This window comes from Streptomyces sp. NPDC058291 (genome assembly GCF_042880855.1).
In the GTDB taxonomy this organism is placed as follows: domain Bacteria; phylum Actinomycetota; class Actinomycetes; order Streptomycetales; family Streptomycetaceae; genus Streptomyces.
This window is the reverse complement of the sequence record NZ_JBHVYK010000011.1, coordinates 21489-41890: the sequence shown is the minus strand read 5'-3', so window position 1 is coordinate 41890 and position 20402 is coordinate 21489. Positions and strand designations below refer to the sequence as shown.

Below are 20402 nucleotides of genomic sequence, written 5' to 3'. Positions count from 1 at the left end.
GCCTACTGGTCCAGGGGATCGAGGAGATAGTTGGTCAGCACGCAGCCGTCCGCCTGCGCATCCTGGACGCGGTACCCGTCAGGCGCCTTGAAGGAGGGGTCGCAGTTCTCCAGCAGCAATCCGGCTTCGAGGAGGGTCTTGCTCGCCTGGTAGTTCGTGGGATCGACGACGAAGTCGGCACCGAACATGAACTTTCCGCGCGCCAGAGTGCGCTTCCAGCCGTCTTCCTTCGTGGCCTGCTTGCGGTAGTTCTCCTGGAACGCCTTCATGTCGCCCGGCAGATAGATGATCCAGCCGCCGAGGTCGGACCGCGTCTCACCGCAGAAGCCCGATTTCCTGATCGCCCAGGCGTCGATCTCGGCCTTCTCGGCGGCGGAGTCGTGCTCGTCGGACGGTCCGAGGAATCCCTCCGCCGGCGTTCCGTTGGCGCTCTCGTCGTCCGTGAGGTTGTCGCACGGGAGGCCCGCGCCGGAGATGAACTCCTGGACGTCCCGAAGCGTTTTGGCGCTGGGCAGCTTCGCCGCGTCGGAACCGGAGCCGGCGCCGGCGCCGCTGCCAGACGGGGAGGCGGACGAACCGCCGGAGCCCGAGCCCGAGCTCGAATTCGAGTCGGAGTCGCAGGCGCTGAGCGTGGCGAGCAGGGCGACGGTGACGACGCCCGTGGTCAGGGACTTGTGCAGGGCCATGGGGATGCGGGTCTCCGGGGACGAGGCGGGTGCGGGGGTGGTCATACGGCGGCCGTCTCGGGCGCTGCGGCCGGTACCGAGGCCGCCGGGTCCGTCTCGGCCTCCTGCAGGAACGTCCAGTCCCAGACGCTCAGGGGCGGGTTGACGCCCTGGCGGGCCGGACGGGTGGTGCCGTTGGTGTCGGTGGCGGCGAGGATCTCCTGGAAGACGAGGTCGACGGCGACCGTGCCGACGCGTTTGTCGGCGTCGCGCTGGAGGCAGACGCCGGTGCGCAGGTCCTGGAGGGCCGCGATGACCTTGGGGTCGTTCTCCGGGCGGCCGAGGAGCGGGGCCACCAGGGACGCCTCCTGCGCCGACTTCTGCTTGAAGGCGAACACCGTGTGGATCTGGTTGGCGCCGCCGCTGCGGGCCTCGGAGTCCTCGATCTGGACGAGGTCGATGGCCTGCTGGGTGATCAGGACCGTCACCGCGAGGTAGGAGCGGCCCTGCTTCAGCGCGCGGCGCATCAGGTCGCGGCCGGACTCGGTCGCCGTCACGACGTACGCCTCGTCGACGAAGAGGGCCTTGGGGCGCAGGCCGATCTCGCCGGTCACCGGGTTCTTCTCGTAGCCGACGTCCAGCATCTGGCTGCCGAGCTCCACGACCGCCATCAGCGCGGTCGCCGCGAGGCGCTCCGCGGGGTTCCAGTTGCGCGGGTCCGAGGCGGCCGGCGACTGGAAGCCGCGCAGGGTGATGACCGTGCGGCGCTTGCGCATGCTGGACAGCGGCTGCGGGTGCTCGGCGAAGGAGAGCCGGGCGTAGGGGAGCGTGCGCAGCTCGGTGAGAAGCATCTGCGCGAGCTTCAGGTCCTTCTGCGCCTCGCGGTCGCCGGTGGCGACGGCGTGGTCGTACGCGGCCACGACCTCGTCGACGACCTGCCACAACGTCGGCCGGGGGACGGCCAGTTCGGCGTCGCGAGCGGTGTGGCCCTGTTCGACGGCCTGGCGGATCGCGGAGTTGTAGCGGCCGATGACGGTCGCCATGCCCTCGATGACGGGCAGGCGGACGCGCTGGTAGTCCTCGTCGCCGAGGAAGCCGCGGAGCATCGACTCGGCGAGCAGGCGGCCGGCCGGCACGTCCCGGGCGATGACCCACGGGTCGAGGACGCCGGCCTGGCCCTTGAGGAGGTCGACGACCTCCGTCTCCGCCCAGAACTCGGGGTTCACCGGCTGGAACCGGCTCTGCGGGGTGCCGAGGAGGCCCGTCTCCGCGTCGCTCGCGAAGTCCGGGTCGTTCACCTGGGCGCCGAAGGCCAGGTAGTAGCACAGCTGGGCGAAGTCGGTCTTGGGGTCGATGACCAGGCAGCGGACGCCCGACTCGGACTCCTCGTAGAACTTCTGGAGGGCGAGGGAGGACTTGCCGCCGCCGGACGCGCCGACGATGGCGAGGCCGCCGCCGTCGTTGCGGGCCGGGCCCACGTGCAGCGAGTAGTGGACCGGCATCTTGCCCGCCCAGCCGACCAGGTTGCCCACCCAGCCCAGGCGCTTGCCGGAACGCTGCTCGGGGTTGTCGCCCAACTCCGTTCCCGCGGTGGGGAGTCCGGCGCCGAGCTGTTCCACCTCCTGCAGCCGCAGGTAGGGGGCGATCGGCAGCTTGGGCGCGTCGCCCGGGAGTTGGGACTGGAGCAGACGCCACTGCTGGCGCGTCGGACGCAGCAGGGTGACCTTCAGGTCCTGCTTGAACTGCATCTCCAGGACCCGGCGGCGGCGCTCCAGCTCCTTCACGTCGTGGGCCGAGATCGTGAAGCGGATCTGCGCCTCCATGCCCGGCATCTTGTGCTCGTCGATGTCGTCGACGAGCTCCTGGGCGCGGGTGACCTGGGTGGCCAGCTTGGTGTCGGGGCTGCGGCCGGAGTTGGCCATGTCGTTCATCTCGTCGACGAGGTTGCCGCGGATCTTGTCGGCGCGGTCCTTGAACTTCAGGTACGGGATGAGCGTGAACCGCATGTCGATCTCGACGGGGAAGTCCACGTGCTGGGCCGCGTACCGGGCCCACGCGGTCGACTGGCGGAAGCGGGTCTCGGCCGGCCAGTTGGCGGCGACGAGGGTGGTGGTGTAGCTGGTCTGCTGCTCGCCGGTGACCTCGTCGTACTGGTTGAGCACGATGTGCGTCTTGCGGTTCTCACCGGAGAAGTCGACGACCAGGTCGAACTGGTTCGGGCCCCACGCGCGCGAGCCCAGCACCGGCTCCGGCGGGACCGGCAGGTCGCCGTGGAGCGGCTTGCGGATCAGCCAGACGAGTTCCTCACGGCTGAGCGGGGCGCCCTTGAGGCCCTCCAGGCTCTCGTGGACCTCGACGGCGACCTGCGTCCACTCGGCGAGGACGTGCGGGGAGAGGTACTCGTCGGCGACGCCGGTCGCGGTGGCGGCGGCCTGGTCGGCGACGCCGCGGACGCCGCGCAGCAGACCGGGCTCGTCGTAGGGCTCGTCGTCCTGGGCGACGACTCCGCTGCCGCCGTTGGTGCGCTTGAGCGAACCCAGCTTCACCAGCAGGATGTTGCGCTCGCGCTTGGCGCCGATGCGCTCCTGGTACTCGGCCTTGCGCAGGTTGTACGCCTTGTAGTTCTCGGTGGGCTCCCAGGCGATCGCGTTCAGCTCCTCCGCCCAGGTCATCGCCGTGATCGGCTGGTACACCTTGCGGTAGTGGCACTCGACGTTGCGGTCGCCGCGGGCCAGGTTGAGCAGACCGCGGGCCGGCCCCTCGGCCATCGCCTGGAGCTCGCCGGCGTTGAGGTACTCGTCGATGGCGTTGGGCAGGACCAGGCCCGTCCAGACCGAGTCGCCGTGCACGAAGATCATGTCGTCGGCGTAGCGGTAGGGGAGGCGGAGGTCCTCGCGGCGGGCGGCGGACGAGGAGCCGGACGGCCGGGAGCGGGCGGGGGACGACCGGTTCGAGCCGCCCTGGCCGCCCTGGCCGTTCTTCTTGCTCGACGAGGCGGCCATGATCATGGCGACCACGAAGAAGGCGGCCGCCCCGCCCAGAAGGATCAACATGAACATGGAGGACTCATCCTGCGGTAGTCGGCGTGGGGTGGTGGTGGCGGAAGCGGTGGATCGGCGCCCGGCAAAGCGGCGGGTCAGCGCCTGGCGGCCGCGAACGCGCTGCCGCGTTCGGCGGCGACCCGGCGCGCGGCCTCGTAGCGGGCCTGCCAGCGCGGCGAGCCGGGAGCGAAGAGGATGACCTGCCAGTGCAGCCGCTCCGGCTCCTGGTCGGCGGCGAGGCCCTGGAGGCGCTTGGGCTGCAACCACCAGTCGGTCCACACCACGATCTGCTGGCTCAGGGTGAGCGCCGAGGGCAGCGGCCGTCCCCACACGAAGTAGACGGCGAACGGCGGACCGAAGTAGAGGATCGACGTCCACATCGACATGCCGAGGAACGGCAGGAACGCCGACACGGTGAACAGCGTGACGAGCCAGACCAGCCCGAAGCCGAAGGCCGCGCCCAGTGCGGGCAGCAGCAGGCCCGGCAGCGGGATGTTGCCCCAGTTCCAGATCCGCTTGGGCCGGTTGACCAGATCGGTGTGGTCGTACGCGACCAGCGGCTCCGGGGCCTCCTGGCTCATGTCTGCGAACTCCCCTGTTCGGAAAGGCTACGAGAACGCGTCGGGCGTCGCCCGGGCGTCGGTCAGCTGCCGCCGCCGATTTCCGTGCCGAGGCCGATCAGCACGCCGGCGAGGCCGCTGGCGCCGCCGATGATCAGCGCGGCGAGCGCGATCATGCCGAAGCCCTGGAACGCCTCGCGCATGCCGTCGCCGCGCTTCATCGACATCAGCATGCGGATGCCGAGGATGAGCAGGGCGATGACGGCGACCATCGTGCCCGCGTTGCGGAGGATGTCCTCGATCTTGCCGAACATCTCGTCCAGGGTCGTACCGGCAGCCAGGTACATGGTGGTTCCTCTCGGGTGGTGGAGCAGCGAAAGTTGTGTGGGGGGCAGGGCCGCGGTGCGGGTCAGGACTTGCCCGGCTTCGCGGTCTTGGACGGCTTGGGGGCCGCCGGGGCGGACGCCGAGGGCGAGGCCGGTGCGGAAGGGGAGGCGGATCCGGTCGCGGCGCCGCCGCCGGGCTCGTCGCTGTCGGCCCGGCCGCCCTCCGCGTCGAGCACACCGCCCCGGATGTCCTTGATGAACCAGCCCTGGGCCGTGTTCACGATCGTCATCCGGTAGGCGCGGCTGACGGCGACGCCCTTCGCGTCGCTCCAGCCGACGGTCACGCGCACCTGCACGGCCTGGCCGACGCCGTACGCGTACGGCTTGGTGTCCTGGGCGCTCGCCGGGACGAGCGCGACGACGGCGCCCACCTGGGGGCCCGTCAGGCGTCCGGACAGACCGGTGGTGGCCGTCAGGGTCGCGTCGGGTGTGAGGAAGCGGGCCATGGCGGTGGCGTCGGAGGAGCCCCAGGCCTGGAAGTAGCCCGGCAGCACCTCCTTCTGCAACTGCGTGGACAGGGCGTCGTCCACGACCTCGTCGCGCTGGTCGACCTCGGGCACGTCCGCAGCGGCCGGCAGCGGCATCTGGCCGACGTCGCCGGCGACCCGCATGCCGTCGCCCGTCTTGAGGTTCTGCACGTACACCGGGACGGTGAGCGTGGTCAGCGTGCCGTCGTCGGTCCGCACCTGAACACCGAGGTAGCGGCCGTGGTCGCCGTACTCGGGAAGCTTCTCGGCGGTGCCGTCCCAGGTGACCGAGACGGCCTTGGCGGCGCCCTCGCCGCTCCAGCCGCATTCGGGGTCGACGCCGGCGGAGGCGTAGCGGGCCAGCTCGGCGCGACGGGCGGACGAGGTGTCCGGGGAGAACGTCATGCACAGCTGCGCGTACTGCTCCGCGAAGGCCGCCGCCTGCTCGGTGGGGAACTCGGTGAGGCGGTAGCGGGTGGCGTCGGCCTCGTCCAGCCCGGCGGTGGTCGTCCCGGACGACTTGCCGACGACCATGCCCATCACACCGCACGAGCCGAGCGCGAAGACGCAGGCGGTGATCAGCAGGGTGGCGCGGAGCGCGACGTGCGTACGGCGTCCCCCGCCGGGAATGCGGCCGCCGGGCCTGGGCACGTCGAAGTCGCGTGCGGCGGCGGGCCTGGGACCGGCCGCGCCGGGAGGGACGGCGCCGGCGGCCGGGGCGGTGCCGCCCGTGTCCTTCGACGACGTCGTGGAGGAGGCGGGGGCGGGGGTGGAGGGCCGGTGGCCGGGCAGGGGCGCGGCCGGGGCGGGCGTGGCGGCGGCGGTCGCCGTGGCGCCGCGCTTGCGCTGCTCCTTCTCCGCCTTCTTCTGCTCATAGGCGGCCTTGCGCGCGGCCCGCTCCCGTTCGCGCTTGTCCTTCTTCGACTCGCCCTGGGGGCGCGTCTCACGCGGCGGCAGCGACGGGACGGCGGCCTGGCCGGCCCGGGGCGTGCTGCGCACCCAGGCGGCGGCGACCTGCGCGCGGGCCGCGTCCGAGGGGAGCTGCTGGGGCTGGGGGGCATGGGGAGCCTGGGGTGCGGGCTGCTGCGGGGCGGGGGCCTGCTGCCCCTGCCACGGCTCCCGCGGTGGCTGCTGGGACGGACCGAAGGACCCGGGCTGCCCGGAAGGCTGGCCTTCGCCGACCGCGCCAGCAGGGCTGTTGTGGTCTGTCATCGAGTCGGTTACTCCAGCGAGTCGGTTCCCCGTCCGCCTGGGCGGGCGCGATCGCACCGCGCGGCGGGCCCTGGCCATGCCAGGTGCGCTGGCAGTGTGACAAAGACCTGTCACCGGATCGGCGTCGCTTTCCTCGCCGGGACACGGGGATTCCCGCCGGGGCCGCCGAAAGGGAAAGTCGTCGGGAAAGTGTCAGGGACACGTCGGGACGACGTCCTGCCGCGCCAGGTCGTCCTGGGCCCACAATGCGCTGGGCGCGTCTGCCCGACGAGCCCGGTATCGCTCCCCGGTACCGCCCCGCACCCGACGGACCCGGCGAAGGACGAGAGTTGACCGACGACAACGGGCACCCGCAGCAGCCTGACGCGCGCACGTGGGAGACCCCTCAGCAGACTCCGCCGGTCCAGCAGATCCCCGCCGCTGCCCCGGCTGCCGCGTCCCCGCAGGCCGTCCCGGCTCCGCAGGTGTTCCAGGCCGAGGCGGCCTGGGTGGACGGCTACGAGCCCGGCGACCCCTGGCAGGCCCGCCTGTGCGTGCAGACGCCGTACGGCACCTTCGTCTATCCCCTCACCCCGAACACGATCCCCGAACTCCTGGAACAGATGGTCCTGGTGGCCCAGGAGCAGCAGGGGCTGCCCGTCGGCTTCGAGGAGACCGCCGAGCCGGAGCCGGTCGAGTCCGGGGGCGAGGAGGGGGACCAGCCGGGCGCCGCCCCCGGCCTGCATGACGGCCGCGCCGCCCGCCTGACGGGCTGGGCCGTCGTCCACGACCTGTGGGAACGCGAGGACCCGACGGCGCGCATCGTGATGGGCGCGATCGTGGCAGCGCTGCTGCTGCTCGGCGTCTTCCTCACCTGACCGCCTGGTGACCTGCCTGCCTGGCGAGCTGACTGCCTGGTGACCTGCCTGCCTGGCGACCTGGCCAGCTGACCACCTGACCGCCTGGCGACCTGACCGCCTGGCGACCTGACCGCCTGACCACCTGACCGCCTGGCGACCTGACCGCCTGGCGAGCTGACTGCCTGGCGACCTGGCCAGCTGACCACCTGACGACCCGTCGCCGCAGGACGGCGGCCGGGCGTCCGCAGACCTACCGAGGGAGGGACCGATGTCCGGCGCCGAAGAAGCCTCTGATGCACCGGAGTTGTACTTCGCGGACGTCTTCGTCTTCGTCTCCGACTACCTCGCTCAGCTGATCCGCCGTCGCGTGAACGGCACTTCGGCCACCTGGTGTCCCACATGGTGGGAGCACCCCGAGGCCGGCGCTCGTCTGTCCGCGCTGTGGCTGGCCTGGGAACATCTGCGCCAGGACCCGGCGCTCGGCATGTCGACGTGGTGGCTGCATCACGCGGACCCGCATCTGCGGGTGCTGATGGACGCCGACTCGGGCCCGTTCGCCGCCTGTTCGCCCAAGGACGGCCACACGGCCTACCCGTTCGACCCGCTGCCGGTGGATCCGCGGCCGCAGCCGGAGTCGTAGGACCGTCGGACGCCCGCTCGGCGCAGGCGTACGGGCCGGCCTTTCCTCCGCTGTCCCGAGGTCTCCCGCGGGTCTTTCCCCGCCGGGAAAAGCCGAGCCTTCGTCCTGCCCGGCCCTTCTACCGTGTCACGGTCACTGGTCGATCGCATCTACCGGCTCAGCACAAGAGAGGCTCGGGAACGTGGAGTTGCCTGCCGACAACAAGCGCACGGCACTGCTGCCCCTGGTCGTGCTCGGCGCCCTGCTGGTCATCGTGCTGACGGTGTTCACCGTCTTCGACGGCGACGGCGACGACGGCGACGGCGACGGCGCGGCGCCCGTCGCCGCCGCCGAGGGCAGGAACGGAGCCGGGGCCGACGCAGGTTCGCGTTCTGCGGCGCCCAAAGGCGCGGCGAGGCCGATCGTCGAGGGGGCCGAGGTCGCCGAGGCCCACGCCGTCATGGTCAGGTACATGGCCGGGCTCACCACCTACGACCACACCAGCACGTCACCGGCCTGGAACGCTCCGCTGCTCGAACTCACCTCCGACGACCCGCGGATGAAGCAGGCGACCGTGCTGCCGTCCGGCAAGGAGTGGGCCACCTGTCGGGCCGAGAAGTGCTCCTCGAAGGGGACGGCGCTCGTGGAGCGCGACGCGCTGATGGCCGACGACCTGGTGCGCGGCAGCGGCCGGACGATGTCCACCTTGGTGAAGGTGACGGCCGAGCACACCGCCGGCGGCCGGTCCTCGACCGAGGAGAACGAGTGGCTGGTGACCGTCAAGGAGGACGGCGACCGGTGGAAGGTCTCCGGATTCGACGTCTTCGGTCTCGGCGACGTCGGCGCCTCCGACGACTCGGGGGAGTGAACCGGCCGTGGTGGCGCCCGCTGTACTCGCGGCTGCGGCGAAAGCCGCGAAGGTCGCCAAGTCCGCCAAGAAGGCCGGCAAGCTCGCGGCCGGGCCGGCGGGCGACCGGAACGGCGACGACGGCAAGAAGAAGGACAGGACCTTCAAGTGGGCGTTGATCATCGGGGGCGGAGGTGGGCTGGCCGCCGCGTCCGTGATCTTCCTCGTCCTGTTGCTCATCGGCAGCATGGTCGGGGGCGTCGGCAACGGCGCCTCCAACGCGGCCTGCGGTGACTACGCCGACAACGCCGCCGCCGGCAACTCGGGGGACGCCGCCGCCACCAACCCGATCATGCCGGCGGGCAAGATGTACATGCCGAGCGAGACCGCTCGCGCCGAGATACCGCCGAAGATGATCCTCGCCGCGATGCGTGCCGCCGCCAACTACGACGGCCTCGACTGGACGCTCATCGCCGGGCAGATGTACCAGGAGACCAAGTTCGGCCAGGACAAGTCGGCCGCTCCCGGCGGCGCCAACTCCCTCGGCTACATGGGCCTTCTGCAGTTCGGCAAGCCGGCCTGGGCGGACTACGGCGCCGACGGCAACGGCGACGGCAAGAAGGACCTCTACAACGTCGACGACGCGGCCTGGGCCGCCGGGAACTTCCTGCACGCCAAGAAGGCGGAGACCGCCCCCTTCAAGGCGCTGCAGATCTATTCCGGGTCCACGGCCTCCAACACGATCTACCCGCGCGTCGTCCTCACCCAGGCCGCCCGCTACCGCGGGGTGCTCACCGGCGATCAGGACCTCATCAAGCGCTGGTACGCGCATCTGAAGGAGACCGTCGAGAAGAACCCCGGTTTCCCGACCCTGGGACAGCAGTCGGACATCCCCGAGCCGGTCGGCAACGACGCCCAGCCCACGAAGGCGCTGAGCATCGCGGCTTCGCCGGCCCGCTCGTGGTCGACCCCGCCGCTGTCCGGCGACGACGGCTCCACCACCACCGCCATGGCCCCCGTGGCGTACTCCACGGGCGTCGCGGGCACGGGAAGCGCGCTGCACGCCGCGGGCGGGACCACCGTCGCCTTCCCCGAGGCCAAAACGCCTCCCGTCGGCGGCAAGGACTGGCAGTGGCCCATGCAGTCGGGCTCCTACGCGCAGGGCACGCCCTACCACCAGAACGGCAGCATGTGGAGCCTCGGCTACCACACCGGCCTCGACCTCGTGGCGGACAGCGGCACCCCCATCTACGCCCCGGCCGACGGCAAGGTCGTCCACGCGGGCCCGGGGGGCTCGTACGGCAACGAGACCGAGATCCAGCACGCGGACGGCGTCATCACGCTCTACGCGCACCAGACGTCGATCCATGTCACCGTCGGCCAGCAGGTCAAGCGGGGCCAGCAGATCGGCACGGTCGGCGCGACCGGCAACGTCACCGGCCCCCATCTGCACTGGGAGGTCCGTGTCCCGGGCGTCGACAACCCCTTCGTCGGCGGGCAGGACCAGGGCCCCGGCATGGTCGACCCGAAGGCCTGGATGGACGGCCGGATCACGGCCGACCCGGACTACGGCGCCGTTCCCGGCTCCGACGAGGACAGCAGGGACGCCCAGTACGCCCAGTGCGCGGCGGGCAACGGGGGCACCGCCGTCGCCCCGGACGGCGCGGGCGCCTCCGGCGTCCTGCCCGACTCCGACGACCCGGTGATCCGGGCGGTGCTCGGCTGGGCGCAGCGCGGCATCGGCGTCCCGTACGTGTTCGGCGCTCCCCGGCTGCAGGGTCAGAACCCCACCAGCTTCGACTGCTCCAGCTTCACGCAGTGGGCGTACTACATGGCCAGCGGCGGCAAGATCGACATCGGCACCACCACGTACACCCAGGAGCCATACCTCAAGAAGTACGAGGTGCCGCTGTCCCAGGCCCAGCCGGGCGACGTGATCTTCTTCCGGCCGGAGGGCGATCACTCGGGCCACGTGGCCCTGGTCTGGGACCCCAAGGGCCACAAGATCATCCACGCTCCGCGCCCGGGCAAGTCGGTCGAGTTCAGCAACTGGGACTACCAGGACAAGATCACCGGCGTCTACCGGGTCCCCATCCCCGCGGGCACGAACGCGGTCGAGGGAGACGGCGCGGGCAGGACGGCGGGCGCCTGACGCCTGCGCCGCCCCACCCGCCCGACCCCGTTCCGTTCCCCGTTTCTCGTTCCCGCTTCTTCCCCTACGGAGCAACGCAGTTGATGAAGCCCCGAATCGCCCTCATCGCCGGGACCGTCCTGTCCCTGGGACTCGTCACAGGCTGCGGCGGCAAGGACGCGCCGGCCGCCGCGGACACCACCGGTTCCGCATCCCCGAAGGCCTCGGCGGGGACGGCGAAGTCGCCCGTCCATTCCGGCGACCCGATCCCCGGGCTGTCCGCGAAACCCGCCTGGAGCCTCGCCCGAAAGACCGACGCCGCCCTCTCGTGCGCCGGCCACGCGGCCCACCCGACGGACGGCCGGGGCCAGGCCGGCGTCTGCGCCGTGGGCGACGCCTTCCTCCTCGTCGAGGACCTGTCCCCGCCGGTCCAGGAGGGCGAGTCGGACCCGCAGACGGCGCGTTTCGCGGGTCATCTCTACGACGCGGCCACCGGGAAGGAGCGCAAGACCTTCACCGTCGCATGCACCTACGACCCGACCGAGGGCGACGCCCCCAGCCCCGACGTCCACGTGCAGGTGGGGACCTGGAAGGACGGTTCCCCGGCCGTCCTGATCCGCAGCTGCGAGAACAGCGAGGCGAGCGGCCTCAAGAAGGCCGCTGTCAAGACGGTCTACACCATGTACGCCCCGAGCGGCGCCGAGCTGGGCAGCTCCGCCTACGCCGACGCGGAGCACGTCGCTCTGCCGGTCGTCCGCGGCCATGTGCTGCTGCCGGGCGGCGCCTACGACGACCGCACCCTCGCCCCGATCGGGGGCGGCAAGAACCTGGTCCTGCCAGCGAAGCTCGCCGCGGCCGAGCCCCTCGGCACCGGAGAGGGATGCGTCCCCGAGGGGGACGGGGTGAACGAGCCTCTGAAAATGATCGACCGCGGCACGGGGCGAGCCCTGTGGACCACGACCGACCTCACCCCGCCCGCCGACATCGTCCCGCAGGGCAAGAAGGGCGAGGAGGCGGACGCCGAACTCTTCCCCCTGCACGGCGACCGGGCGATCATCGCCTGGTCGGCGAGCGGCTCCAACGACGCCGTGCTCACCACGGTCGACCTGCGCACCGGAGCCACCCTGGCCGTCGGACCGCACACCACGCTCAAGGAGTTCGACCAGACCGCCGTGCCCGTCGTCTCCCCCGACGGCACGACGGCCGTGGTGAACTTCACCGAGGGCGCCGTGGCGTGGGACACCCGGACCGGGACCGAGCTGTGGCGCCAGGAGACCGGCGACAAGGACGTCCAGCCCCTGGTCGCCACCGGCAGCGGCGTGCTGTACGCGAGCCTCGAGCACGAGCAGGGGGCGCTGGCCATGAAGACCGAGAAGCTGATCGGCCTGCTCCCCCAGGGGACGGACGCCCCCGAGGAGTTCACCACCGACGGGTACACGCTGATCCAGACCGGCAGCGCCTACTTCGCCTTCGCGGCGGAGAAGGCCTGACCGGCCCCTCCCCGGCGCTCCCGCCTCCTGCCCCGCACCGCTCTCCCTCCCCTCCGCACAGCTTCCCCAGGCCAGAAAGGACGGACCCGCGGGTGACCGCAGAACAGCAGAAGAAACCCCGCGCCGAGGACGACTGGACCTTCGAGATCGTCATCGCCGTCGCGGTCGTGCTCGTCGTCGGCGCCGGGGCCTGGCTGGCCGCGAAGATCGGGGCCGGGTACGCCGACGCGCCCGCGCCGGCCGGCGATCCGCTGACGTTCCTCGTCGACGTGGTCAAGGGCGACTACAGCTGGCCGGGTTCCGCGGCCAGCGCCGTCGCGGCCGGGGAGGCGGCGGTGGTCGGGATCCTCGGCCTGGCCGCCTACCGGGTCCGCGAGCGGTTCAGGAACAAGCCGAAAGTGGACGGCGCCGCCCGGCATCTCGCCAAGGGCGAGGAACTCGGCAGGCTGACCATGAAGGGCGCCGCCGCCGTCGCCGAGCGCCTGGGCGTGCGGTCGAGCACCCCCGGCGTGTTCATCGGGCGGTCCGTGAAGGGCCGTCAGCCGCTGTACGGGTCGTACGAGGACATGCACGTCGACATCTGGGGGCCGCGGACCGGCAAGACCACCCGCAGGGCCGTCCCCGCCATCCTCGACGCGCCCGGCGCGGTCCTGGTCACCTCCAACAAGCGCGACATCGTCGACGCGACCCGGGGACCGCGCACCGCCCGCGGACCGGTGTGGGTGTTCGACCCGCAGCAGGTCGCGCAGGAGGAGCCGAGCTGGTGGTGGAACCCGCTGTCGTACGTCACCGACGTCGCCAAGGCCCGCAGGATGGCCGACCACTTCGCCGTCGGCTCGCGGGACGCCGGCGCCTCCACCGACGCCTTCTTCGACCCGGCCGGCCAGGACCTGCTCGCCAACCTGCTGCTCGCCGCCGCCTGCGCCAAGGCGCCGATCACCCAGATCTACACCTGGCTGTCCAACCCCCGGGACGACACCCCGGAGCGGATCCTGCGCGGCGCCGGGCACGCCATGTCCGCGGACGGCCTGGCCGGCGTCGTCAACGCTCCCGACAAGCAGCGCAGCGGCATCTACGGCGTGGCCCAGCAGATGGCGTCCTGCCTGGTCAACCCCGAGGTCAACCGGTGGGTCACACCGCCGTCGGACGAATACGCGGGGGAGTTCGACCCGCACGCGTTCGTCCGCGGCGGCGGCACCCTGTACTCGCTCAGCCGGGAGGGACGCGACTCCGCCGGGCCGCTGGTGACCGCGCTCACCGTGGCCGTCGTGGAGGCCGCCGAGGAGTACGCCACCACCCAGCGCGGCGGCCGCCTCGCACTGCCCCTGGTCGGCGTCCTCGACGAGGCGGCCAACGTCTGCCGCTGGCGCTCCCTGCCCGACCTGTACTCCCACTACGGCTCGCGCGGCATCATCCTGATGACGATCCTGCAGTCCTGGGCGCAGGGCATCGAGGTGTGGGGCGAGCGCGGCATGGAGAAGCTGTGGTCGGCCGCCAACGTCCGCGTCTACGGCGGCGGCGTCTCCGACACCCGCTTCCTGGGCGATCTGAGCGAGCTGGCCGGCGAGTACGAGCTGCGCGAGTACCAGACCAGCCGGGAGTCGGAGTTCGGCGGCTGGTCGGGCAACCGCGCCATCAGCGAGTCCACGCGCCGCGAACGCGTCCTGCACGTCTCCGACCTCGGCGCGATGCCGCCGGGCCGGGCCCTCGTCCTGGCCTCCGGCACCAAGCCGGTGCTGGTGGAGACGGTGCCCTGGTGGGAGGGCGCGTACGCCGCGGAGGTCCGGGCCTCGCTGAAGAAGTACGACCCCGGGGCGCGCTGACGCCGGGATCGCGACCCCGCGAGCCCGCGCGACGAGGGGCCCGGGCCGGTTGCGGCCTCCGGGCCCCTCGCCGCATCTCCGCGCCGTCGCGGCCCGGGTGCCTCGCCCCAGGGAGAAGTACGGATTGCCGCTCCGGTGACCGGCGGAGGACCTGAACCCTGTGCGACGGCGGGAAGTTCCCCCTCGCCGTCGCCGTCGCCGTCGCCGTCGCCGTCGCCGTCGCCGTCGCCGTCGCCGTGGCCGTGGCCGTCCTCCTGCCGGGGCCCGGAGCCAACACCGTTGGACGTAGGGTTTCTTGGACGCTTTCCGGACGGGGCTGCACAGGGTTTTCGCAAGGTCTCCGCTTCGTCTCCATGCGTCTTCACCCGCTGAGCGGAGCGAGATGTTGCTGCTTCGTTAAGTAGTTCCGCTTGACGTCGGCGGTCGCCGCCGCGTTGTCTTTTCAGACACCTGGGTCACCATGTCGCACCCATGTCCGCATTGCACCGAACGCACCTGAAGTGAGCCCCCGAATGCGTCGTATCGCCATAGCTGTGGTCGCCTCCACGATGTCCCTGTCGCTCGCCGGCTGCGGGATGCTCGGGGCCTCGGAGAACGGCGCCGGCGCGACACCGACCCGGAGCGACGACATCACGGTGGGCGTGCTGATGCCCGAGGAGACGAACACCCGGTACGCCGAGTTCGACTACCCCATCATCAAGCGCAAGGTCGCCGCGCTCACCGACGGCAAGGGCAAGACCGACTACGCGAACGCCGCCTCGTCCACCCAGAAGCAGGACACCCAGATGCAGCGGATGATCGACGACAAGGTCGACGTCATCCTGCTGGACGCGGTCGACGCGAAGGCCATCGCGCCCATGGTGCAGAAGGCCAAGGACGCCAACATCCCCGTCATCGCCTACGACCGTCTCGCCCAGGGGCCGATCGAGGGGTACGTCTCCTTCGACAACGAACTGGTCGGGGAGGTGCAGGGCCGCACCCTCGCGGAGGCCATCGGCACCGTCAGCCTCGCCGACAAGATCGTCATGGTGAACGGCTCGCCCACCGACCCCAACGCCGCCCAGTTCAAGCAGGGCGCGCTCAGCGAGCTGAGCGGCCGGGTCACGATCGCGAAGTCGTACGACACCGACAAGTGGAGCCCGGAAATCGCCCAGGCCAACATGACGAAGGCGATCGAGGCGATCGGCAAGGACGACATCGCCGGCGTCTACTCCGCCAACGACGCCATGGCCGGCGGCATCATCAAGGCTCTGGAGGCGGCCGGCGTCAGCCGTGGCAATCTGCCCCCGATCACCGGCCAGGACGCGGAGCTCGCGGCCGTGCAGCGCATCATCGCCGGCGAGCAGTTCATGAGCGTCTACAAGCCCTACCCCGCGATGGCCGAGGCCGCCGCCCAGGCCGCCGTCGCCAAGGTCCAGGGCCGCGGCCTCCAGTTCGACGCCCTCACCCGCGACAAGGTCGACAGCCCGACGACCAAGGCCATCCCGGCCAAGCTGGTGACCGTGGTGGCGCTGACCAAGAGCAACATCAAGCAGACGGTCGTCGCCGACGGCATCTACAAGATCTCCGACATCTGCACCGCCAAGTTCAGGGCCGCCTGCCAGGCCCTGAAGCTCAGCTGATCCCCGGGTCCGGCGACCCCCCGGGGGGGGTGGCGGTCGTTCCGCGACGGCCCCCCGGGTGGCGGACCCCGTGACGGCTGACCGCTCCGCCGCCCGTACGGAGCCGCGCTCCGGACCCAAGCCCGCGCAAACCTCGCGCAAATCCCTGCGCGAACCTCGCGCAAATCCCTGCGCAAACCCCTGCGCAAACCCCTGGGTGAACAGCTGTGTGAACGGTTCGACGCCCGCTCAGCGGGCCGAACTCCGCAACCGTCCCCCGCCCCGCCCGTCCGCCCCGCCCGTGTGGGCGGCCCGGAGCCCGGCCGGACTCCCCCGTGGTCCGGCCGGGTTGGATCCGCTCGTCCTCCGGGTGAGAAGCCCCCGGGGGGTAAGCGGAACCCACCATGCACCCCCGCCCGGGCCCTGCACCACCGTCAGCTTGTTGCAGTGCCGGGGGAGGAGGCCGGGAGGAACCCCCGCAGACGGGTGCTTTTCGACGGCCTTGGCCGGAGGAGCCGTGTTGCGGAGCCGGTCCGGGCCGCGCATAGTTGCGCTCCGGAAGAGGCGTACGGCGGGGGTGGGATGGGCGATGGCCGGGCACGGGACGGAGGAGCATCCACACGGTGCCGACCGACTGTGCGAGGCCGGGGATCGCGTGTATTCCCGGGCCGTACGACGGGGTCGGGTGGCGCGCACCGACGCCGAGCCGGTTCCGTGTCTGCTGGAGCTGGCCCTCCTGCACCCCGACCCCGACGACATGGACTGGCTGGTGCCCACCTCCCCGCAGGAGGTGATGACCCGGCTGCTGCGCGGACTGCACGACGAGGTCAGCGCCAGCCAGCGGCGGGTGGGCTCGGCCGTCGCCGCCTTCGAGTGGTACGCGGGACTGGGCGGGCCGGACCGGTCCGCGTCGGGCGGCGAGGGTGCGGCGATCCGCGTCCTGGACGGCCCCTCGCGCATCCAGGCCGCGCTGGACGCGGCCACCGAGGCCTGCACGACCGAGGTCCTCACCGTGCAGCCCGGCGGCATCCGGCGTGAGCACGAACTGTCGGAGGGCCTGCACCGGGCGCTGGAGCTGCGCGGCCGGGGCGTGCGCATGCGCGACCTGTACAACCACGTCGCCCGGCACGGCCAGGGACTGCTCAACTACCTGGAGCTGATGGGCGACACGGTGGAGGCCCGCACGCTCGACGAGGTCATCGACCGGCTGATGCTCTTCGACCGCACGGTGGCCTTCGTCCCGGCCAACGCCGACCGCACGATGGCCCTGGAACTGCGGCATCCCGCCCTCGTCTCCTACCTGGTGACGGTCTTCGAGCGTCTGTGGCGGCTGGCGATCCCGCTCACCGCCCCGCTCCCCGACCCGCGGGTCGAGGGCGTCTCCCACCGCGAGCAGTCCATCGCCGCCCTGCTGGCGGAGGGGCACCAGGACGCCGTCATCGCCGAGCGCCTGGGCATCAGCGTCCGCACCTGTCGCGCGCACATCGCCCGCCTCTCGGAGACCCTGGGCGCGGCCAGCCGCACGCAGTTGGGGGTGCGGATCGCGCAGGTCGGGCTGGACCGGCCGGCCGACGAGGCGGCGCGGGGGCTCACGGTCGGCGTCCAGGACCCCGGCCCGGGCCCCGACGGCCCAGGCCCCGGCTCCTCCGACGAGCCGGCCCCTGCCGCCGCCCCTGCCGCCGCTTCCGCTTCCGCTTCCGCTTCTGCGTCCGTTCCGGCCGCGGCTCCGGCCTCAGGTCCGGCCTCGTCCTCGCCCTCCGCTGCCGCCCCCGCCTCCGCCTCCGCTGTCGCCCCCGCCTCCGCTGCCGCCCCCGCCGCTAGTCCTGGCCCTGCTCCGGCGCCCGGCGCTGTTCCTGGTCAAGGATCCCCGACTGGCCGATGAGGTAGCCGAGTTGGGCGCGGCTCTCGCTGCCGAGCGTGGCGGCGAGCTTGGCGATGTGGACGCGGGCGGTGCGGATGTTCATGCCGAGCCGGTCGGCGATCACGGCGTCGGTGTGCCCCTCGACGAGGAGGGCGGCGATGGCCTGCTGCCGGGGGGTGACGCCGCCCCTGGAGGGCCGCTGGACGGCCTGGGGATACATCGGGGTGGCCAGCCGCCAGAGCCGGTCGAAGGTGGTGGTGAAGTAGGTCAGCAGGGCCGGGTGGCGGACCTCCAGGGCCAGTCGGCCGTCCTCGCCGGCGGGGATGAAGGCGACGGCGCCGTCGATGACGATGAGGCGGTCGGTGACCTCGTCGAGCGTGCGGGCCTGCGCGTCGCCCCGCAACTGCTCGTAGCGGGCCAGGACCAGGGGCTGGTGGCGCTGGGTGTGCTGGTAGAGGGTGCGGATGCGGCAGCCGCGGTCCAGCAGGGCCTGGTCGCGGGCCATGGCGACGGCCTGGGCCGTCTCGCCGCGCGGCCCGCTGTAGTGGACGTGGGGCTGGACGCAGAGCACCTCGCTGGTCGCCTCGGACGTCGCCTCCGTGATGGCCTCGTTGATCCGTTCCGTGCCGCTCAGGAGCCGCAGGGAGACGGGCTCCGCTGCGGCGGTGCGGCCGCCGGTGACGCGCATGAGGGGCTCGAACAGCGACGCCAGCCGTTCCTCGCGGCGCCGTTCCTCGGCGATCCGCACGCCCGAGGAGCGCAGCAGCCGGTGCAGGACGAGGGCCGGTGCCACGGGCTCCAGCTGGGCCAGGTCGTCCACGACCGGGTGCAGGAGGCCGAAGGACAGCAGGCAGGGGGCCGCGGTCTCGGCGTCGTCCGTCGTGACGCGTCCGTCGCGCAGGGCCTGCTCGTAGAGGCGCAGGCCCGCGGCGCACAGGTCCTCCACGCCGTGGTGGGGGTGCGGCGGCGCGTTCACTGCGGTTCTCCCTGGTCTTCGGTCGGGTCAGGGCTCCTGCTTGAGGATCCCCGACTGAGCTATGAGGAAGCCGAGTTGGGCGCGGCTGCCACTGCCCAGGGCGGTGGCGAGCTTGGCGATGTGGGCTCGGCAGGTGCGCACGTTCATGCCCAGCCGGCGGGCTATCGCCTCGTCGACGTGTCCCTCGACGAGCAGTTTGGCGATGGAGTGCTGGATCTCCGTGATGCCGTCGGGCGCGGTCTCGTAGGGGGCGCCGGTGGCGAGCGGGACGGCGCGGCCCCACATGAACTCGAAGACCTTGACCAGGTAGCGGACCAGGCCGGGGTGCCGCAGTTCGAGGGCGACCTGGCCGTCGTCCCGGGTGGGGATGAAGGCCACGGTCTCGTCGCAGATGATGAGCCGCTCCACGAGTTCGTCGATGGTGCGGTACTCCACCTTGCCGTCGGTGAACTGGGAGACGTAGGCCAGCGTCTCGGGGCTGTAGCGGGCCGTGTGCTGGTACAGCGTCCGGATGCGGCAGCCGCGGTCGATGAGCGGCCGGTCGCGCTCCAGCCCCTGGACGAGGGTGTGCTCCATGCGGCGACGGCTCGGCTGGACGGTGAGCATCTCGGTCTGGCACTGCGAGGTGGCCAGATCGAGTGCGGCGTTGATCCGGTCGATGCCCTCCAGCACCGTGATCGAGTGCGTGGTCGGCGTCGGCTGGGCGCTGAGGGTCATGAACGGCTCGAAAGCGTCGGCGAGTTCCACCGACAGCCGTCTGCGTCGGGTGATCTCGCGTTCGATCGGGTTGAGCAGCTGGGACAGGGCGATCGAAGGGGGTACCGGGCGCAGCCAGTTCGCGTCGTCGGGGTCCGCGTGGAGCAGGGCGAACTCCATCAGACACGGAGCAGGCTCCACGTCCGCACGGGCTATGCGGCCCGTCCGAAGTGCGTTCCCATAGAGACGGCGACCTTCCTCGCACAGCTCAGTCGACGCATGAGGATGTGTCTGCCTTGTCTCATTTTTCGTCAAATCTCCACCCCCCAGGGTCCTGAACGTGCAGGAACATGATGCATCGATTGTGTGGCCATGACGTGCCCGAATGGGCCATCGTCGTAGTCGACGGGGGAGAGGTGACCTTCAAATGAGGACGAAGCCGACTATGCATAAGAGAATGCTTCGCTCGGCGCTTGCCGCCGCCTTCTCCGCAGCCCTGGCTTTCGGAGCGCTGAGCGGCCTTGCGGGCACGAAGGGCGACGCGGCGGGCGACAGCACCTGGAGTCCGGGCTCCGGCGCCGTCGTCGTGGCCGGCGACAGCACGTGGGTCGCTCCGCGGGACAGCACCTGGGTCGTCACCGCGGCGAACGTGCCGGGCGACAGCACCTGGGTGGCGCCCGCCGACAGCACCTGGGGCGTCCCGGCCGACAGCACGTGGGTCGCCGAGTCATGACCACGCCACCCGACGACCGCTCCTTCCGCCGTGAAATGGCGACCGCCTACCGCTCCGGCTGGCACTTCATCGACCTGGTCACCGCCATCCCCCACAGTGGTGACTCGTTGATGGTGACCGTGTTCGGTGAGCCGGTGGTCGTGACGCGCGACGAGGACGAGGACGTACGGGCCTACCGGTGCCTGCGCAAGCCCCGCGGGGCGCCGCAGCCCGTGCGCTGTGCCATCCGGTACGGAATGATCTTCGTGAACCTGGACCAGCGTGACCACCGGCTGGTGGAGTCCGAGACTCCGCCCCTGAAGACCATCTCAGCCACCCCCCGCAGTGCCTGACGCGATTCCCCCGTCGTAACAGATCGCTCAGGTACTTCCCCCCGCAGCGGGGGGTCCGCGGCCCGAACACCGGGTAGGCGCCGGCAGTTGGGGGGGACCGTGAGGGGATGGGGGGGGGGTTGC

The 20402-nt window shown here is 71.7% G+C and carries 16 protein-coding genes and 1 pseudogene; 10 read left to right on the top strand and 7 right to left on the bottom strand.

Annotated elements, in window-relative coordinates; genetic code table 11:
* Positions 1–2: 2 nt before the first annotated feature.
* The 5 genes from ACFVYK_RS08095 to ACFVYK_RS08075 all read right to left on the bottom strand — a co-directional run bounded on the left by ACFVYK_RS08095 (position 3) and on the right by ACFVYK_RS08075 (position 6331).
* Positions 3–731, bottom strand: coding sequence for a hypothetical protein (locus tag ACFVYK_RS08095; protein ID WP_389770018.1), 729 nt, complete (start codon positions 729–731; stop codon positions 3–5).
* The gene (locus ACFVYK_RS08090; protein ID WP_389770016.1) at positions 728–3724 is read right to left on the bottom strand and encodes an ATP-binding protein; all 2997 of its coding nucleotides are present in this window, start codon (positions 3722–3724) and stop codon (positions 728–730) included. Before ACFVYK_RS08090 ends, ACFVYK_RS08095 begins: the two co-directional genes overlap by 4 nt.
* A gap of 77 nt (positions 3725–3801) precedes the next feature.
* Complete coding sequence (locus ACFVYK_RS08085; protein ID WP_389770013.1) at positions 3802–4287, bottom strand: hypothetical protein; 486 nt, start codon at positions 4285–4287, stop codon at positions 3802–3804.
* A 62-nt stretch (positions 4288–4349) separates the two neighbouring features.
* Positions 4350–4580, bottom strand: a complete 231-nt coding sequence (locus ACFVYK_RS08080; RefSeq protein WP_389770011.1) for a hypothetical protein — start codon at positions 4578–4580, stop codon at positions 4350–4352.
* A gap of 95 nt (positions 4581–4675) precedes the next feature.
* Entirely contained in the window at positions 4676–6331 is a 1656-nt protein-coding gene (locus ACFVYK_RS08075; protein WP_389770008.1) for a conjugal transfer protein, read from the bottom strand.
* A gap of 329 nt (positions 6332–6660) precedes the next feature.
* Here ACFVYK_RS08075 and ACFVYK_RS08070 point away from each other — a divergent pair, with 329 nt between their 5' ends.
* The 8 genes and pseudogenes from ACFVYK_RS08070 to ACFVYK_RS08035 all read left to right on the top strand — a co-directional run.
* On the top strand, positions 6661–7188 hold the full coding sequence (locus tag ACFVYK_RS08070; protein WP_389770006.1) for a hypothetical protein: 528 nt from the start codon (positions 6661–6663) through the stop codon (positions 7186–7188).
* Positions 7189–7438: 250 nt separating this feature from the next.
* A complete protein-coding gene (locus ACFVYK_RS08065; protein ID WP_389770003.1) occupies positions 7439–7810 on the top strand; it encodes a DUF4913 domain-containing protein in 372 nt (123 codons plus the stop codon).
* 181 nt (positions 7811–7991) lie between these two features.
* Complete coding sequence (locus tag ACFVYK_RS08060; RefSeq protein ID WP_389770001.1) at positions 7992–8657, top strand: hypothetical protein; 666 nt, start codon at positions 7992–7994, stop codon at positions 8655–8657.
* 7 nt (positions 8658–8664) lie between these two features.
* Positions 8665–10788, top strand: coding sequence for a peptidoglycan DD-metalloendopeptidase family protein (locus tag ACFVYK_RS08055; RefSeq protein ID WP_389769998.1), 2124 nt, complete (start codon positions 8665–8667; stop codon positions 10786–10788).
* An 83-nt stretch (positions 10789–10871) separates the two neighbouring features.
* On the top strand, positions 10872–12257 hold the full coding sequence (locus ACFVYK_RS08050; RefSeq protein ID WP_389769996.1) for a hypothetical protein: 1386 nt from the start codon (positions 10872–10874) through the stop codon (positions 12255–12257).
* A 92-nt stretch (positions 12258–12349) separates the two neighbouring features.
* Positions 12350–14080, top strand: a complete 1731-nt coding sequence (locus tag ACFVYK_RS08045) for a type IV secretory system conjugative DNA transfer family protein (protein WP_389769993.1) — start codon at positions 12350–12352, stop codon at positions 14078–14080.
* Between the two features lie 512 nt (positions 14081–14592).
* Positions 14593–15702 carry a sugar ABC transporter substrate-binding protein gene (locus tag ACFVYK_RS08040; protein WP_389769990.1) on the top strand — a complete coding sequence of 370 codons (1110 nt, stop codon included), beginning with the start codon at positions 14593–14595 and terminating at the stop codon, positions 15700–15702.
* 568 nt (positions 15703–16270) lie between these two features.
* Positions 16271–17302 (top strand): annotated as a pseudogene (locus ACFVYK_RS08035) (LuxR C-terminal-related transcriptional regulator); the annotation flags it as partial.
* A 196-nt stretch (positions 17303–17498) separates the two neighbouring features.
* On the opposite strand, the gene ACFVYK_RS08030 reads toward ACFVYK_RS08035, so the two are convergent.
* Both ACFVYK_RS08030 and ACFVYK_RS08025 read right to left on the bottom strand, forming a co-directional pair.
* Positions 17499–18518 (bottom strand): helix-turn-helix transcriptional regulator, encoded by a 1020-nt coding sequence (locus ACFVYK_RS08030; protein WP_389769988.1) that lies wholly within the window; start codon positions 18516–18518, stop codon positions 17499–17501.
* 27 nt (positions 18519–18545) lie between these two features.
* Positions 18546–19394: a helix-turn-helix transcriptional regulator gene (locus ACFVYK_RS08025; protein WP_389770231.1), complete on the bottom strand. Its 849-nt coding sequence runs from the start codon at positions 19392–19394 to the stop codon at positions 18546–18548.
* A gap of 277 nt (positions 19395–19671) precedes the next feature.
* Here ACFVYK_RS08025 and ACFVYK_RS08020 point away from each other — a divergent pair, with 277 nt between their 5' ends.
* Positions 19672–19947, top strand: coding sequence for a hypothetical protein (locus ACFVYK_RS08020; RefSeq protein ID WP_389769986.1), 276 nt, complete (start codon positions 19672–19674; stop codon positions 19945–19947).
* Positions 19944–20279 carry a hypothetical protein gene (locus tag ACFVYK_RS08015; RefSeq protein WP_389769983.1) on the top strand — a complete coding sequence of 112 codons (336 nt, stop codon included), beginning with the start codon at positions 19944–19946 and terminating at the stop codon, positions 20277–20279. The genes ACFVYK_RS08020 and ACFVYK_RS08015 overlap by 4 nt, the downstream gene beginning before the upstream one ends.
* Positions 20280–20402: the final 123 nt, after the last annotated feature.

What these genes read in the sequence shown, in the direction of transcription:
- ACFVYK_RS08095 (WP_389770018.1), bottom strand. Translation starts at nt 731, where the DNA reads ATGACCACCCCCGCACCCGCCTCGTCCCCGGAGACCCGCATCCCCATG.
- ACFVYK_RS08090 (WP_389770016.1), bottom strand. Translation starts at nt 3,724, where the DNA reads ATGTTCATGTTGATCCTTCTGGGCGGGGCGGCCGCCTTCTTCGTGGTC.
- ACFVYK_RS08085 (WP_389770013.1), bottom strand. Translation starts at nt 4,287, where the DNA reads ATGAGCCAGGAGGCCCCGGAGCCGCTGGTCGCGTACGACCACACCGAT.
- ACFVYK_RS08080 (WP_389770011.1), bottom strand. Translation starts at nt 4,580, where the DNA reads ATGTTCGGCAAGATCGAGGACATCCTCCGCAACGCGGGCACGATGGTC.
- ACFVYK_RS08075 (WP_389770008.1), bottom strand. Translation starts at nt 6,331, where the DNA reads ATGACAGACCACAACAGCCCTGCTGGCGCGGTCGGCGAAGGCCAGCCT.
- ACFVYK_RS08065 (WP_389770003.1), top strand. Translation starts at nt 7,439, where the DNA reads ATGTCCGGCGCCGAAGAAGCCTCTGATGCACCGGAGTTGTACTTCGCG.
- ACFVYK_RS08050 (WP_389769996.1), top strand. Translation starts at nt 10,872, where the DNA reads ATGAAGCCCCGAATCGCCCTCATCGCCGGGACCGTCCTGTCCCTGGGA.
- ACFVYK_RS08040 (WP_389769990.1), top strand. Translation starts at nt 14,593, where the DNA reads ATGCGTCGTATCGCCATAGCTGTGGTCGCCTCCACGATGTCCCTGTCG.
- ACFVYK_RS08025 (WP_389770231.1), bottom strand. Translation starts at nt 19,394, where the DNA reads ATGGAGTTCGCCCTGCTCCACGCGGACCCCGACGACGCGAACTGGCTG.
- ACFVYK_RS08020 (WP_389769986.1), top strand. Translation starts at nt 19,672, where the DNA reads ATGCTTCGCTCGGCGCTTGCCGCCGCCTTCTCCGCAGCCCTGGCTTTC.
- ACFVYK_RS08015 (WP_389769983.1), top strand. Translation starts at nt 19,944, where the DNA reads ATGACCACGCCACCCGACGACCGCTCCTTCCGCCGTGAAATGGCGACC.